The sequence below is a fragment of the Mycobacterium sp. genome (assembly GCF_036488105.1).
Classification (GTDB): domain Bacteria; phylum Actinomycetota; class Actinomycetes; order Mycobacteriales; family Mycobacteriaceae; genus Mycobacterium.
In genome coordinates, this window is the sequence record NZ_DASXHW010000366.1 from 1 (window position 1) to 1,999 (window position 1,999).

At 62.7% G+C, this 1,999-nt stretch carries 1 protein-coding gene and 1 pseudogene; both read right to left on the bottom strand.

Annotated features, from left to right (window positions below; all coding sequences use genetic code 11):
- Nucleotides 1-390 precede the first annotated feature (390 nt).
- Nucleotides 391-1,176 carry a hypothetical protein gene (locus VGH54_RS19220; protein WP_331513666.1) on the bottom strand — a complete coding sequence of 262 codons (786 nt, stop codon included), beginning with the start codon at nt 1,174-1,176 and terminating at the stop codon, nt 391-393.
- A gap of 393 nt (nt 1,177-1,569) precedes the next feature.
- Nucleotides 1,570-1,999 (bottom strand): annotated as a pseudogene (locus tag VGH54_RS19225) (ATP-dependent DNA ligase); the annotation flags it as partial.

Here is a 1,999-nt window from a genome sequence, read left to right on the forward strand (position 1 = left end):
TTCAGCCTGCCGACGTGCCCGGGAGGTTGCCAACATGAACTTGCGGAGGTGCCCGAGAAACTTCTCGAGAAGTTGGACGAGCTTGCCAACAACCCGGGCGAGGACCAAGGCTCTTACACTCTCCCGTTCCTGGGCCCACCCCGGGAACTGGGGCAAATAGTGGAAATCGACACCTAGAAGGTCGTAGAGCGACACGCTAATCAGCGGATGAGCCGGAGGAAGTGGCGCTGGATCTGGTGTGGATGCTGTGTCTGGCCTAGGTACCGGCGCGGAGGTGGCGGCCCGACCAGTTAAGTATCCAGCAAACCAGCAAAGTCCAGCAAAAGGGTTCTTGCCGCCTCGCCGCCCAGCAACGGTGGAGGCGCACCCAACTGGGGACCGCAGCCAGCTTTACGGCACGATATCGACGAGGAAGTTGCCGCCGACAGCGCCAGTCGAGCTGACGCCGTCGCTGAGGGCGGCGCCGAGGTCGAAGATGCCGTTTCCGGCCATGGCGGTGCTGCCCACAGTGCCAGACGGGTCGAAAACCGTGGCGATGTCGCCTCCGGTTGGGCCGGAGAAGTCGCCGAAAACACCCGCTTCGGCGCTGGTGTTGGTGCCCACGGCGGACGCGGAATCGAAGCTGCTCAAATTGTCAGATAATCCCTGAACCTGGGCGAAGCTGTTTTGGCCGCTGGCATAGGCACTGTCGAAGTTGCCGTCCTCGGTAAAGGCCTGGCTGTCGGTGCCGTTGGCAGAGGCGCTGTCGTAGCTGCCTTGCGTGGTCGTGGCAATGGCGACGGTGCCGTTGGCAGATGCGCTGTCGAAGTTGCCGCCCCCGGACTCAGCGTCGCTGTTGGTGCCGCTGGCAAAGGCGCTGTCGAAGAAGCCGGAGCCCTCCACGCCTGTGCCGGCGGAGGCGAAGCTGCCAGCGCCGGAGGCGATCGCGAAGCCGCCGGTACCCATACCCGTTTCGGCGTCCGCAGTGCCCGACTGGAACAGCGAGAAGCCGTCGAACGAGATGGACAGGTCGGGCCCTGCTGCGGGATCGGCGGCGGGGAGAGGCAGGTCCGGGACCACCGGAACCGGATCCACCGGCATGGTCGGTGCGGCGCCGGCGGTCGCGGCCGTCCCGATGCCAATGCCCAGCCCAATGGCCAGGATGGAGAGCCGTCCGATAGCTTTAGCGTGGCTCATTGGACTTCCTTTCCTCCGATGAGCCCTGATCAGGGCCGTCGCATGCAGTGCCGAACACTGATAAATTATCAGGTTACTCACAGCCTCTGCATAGTCAAGTATTAGTTATTATCTAACATCTCCGTTAATAGGCTCTGTCGCTACTGTCGGTTCAATGCGTCGCGTATCGACTAAAGGCGTGTAGAAAAGTTCGACCCGCTATTTCTCGGGTTGAAACCGACATATTCCGATGCTTTGTGTCGGTAGTGCGCGGTATAACGCTGCGGTGTCCGACTTCCGGCGCGACGATTTCCCGAACGATTTCGTCGGCGACCTGATGCACACCGAGCGCGGCTGGGTCGTTGGCCGCCGAGGTGCTGCCCGGACGGCCGCGCCTACAGCGACGGTGCGGCGTCACTTGGACTTGTTTTTCCTGGTTAAGTCAGTGTTTTTGGACGGTTGGACCCTCTTCGGCTCGCCCGGCATCTTCGGATAGTTGGGCGGATAGGGCAGATCGCCCAGACCGCGCTCTTCGTCGGCGGCGACCATCTCCAGTAGCGGTTCAATCGACTGCTGGACCGAGTCGATATCGGCCCACGGATCGTCGCGGTTGGCCACCAGCTCGGCCGCGGTCGCGATCGTGTAGTCGTCGGGGTTCGCACTAGCCAGCTCGTCCCAGCTGAGCGGCATCGACACCGTCGCTATTGCGGTGCGCCGCACCGAATAAGCCGACGCGAATGTGCGGTCGCGAGCGTTCTGGTTGAAGTCGATGAAGATGCGCTTGCCGCGTTCTTCCTTCCACCACGACGTCGTCACCGCGTCTGGCGCACGACGCTCCACCTCG

Excerpts from the sequence above, each read along its gene's own strand:
- VGH54_RS19220 (WP_331513666.1), bottom strand. The coding sequence starts at position 1,176 with ATGAGCCACGCTAAAGCTATCGGACGGCTCTCCATCCTGGCCATTGGG.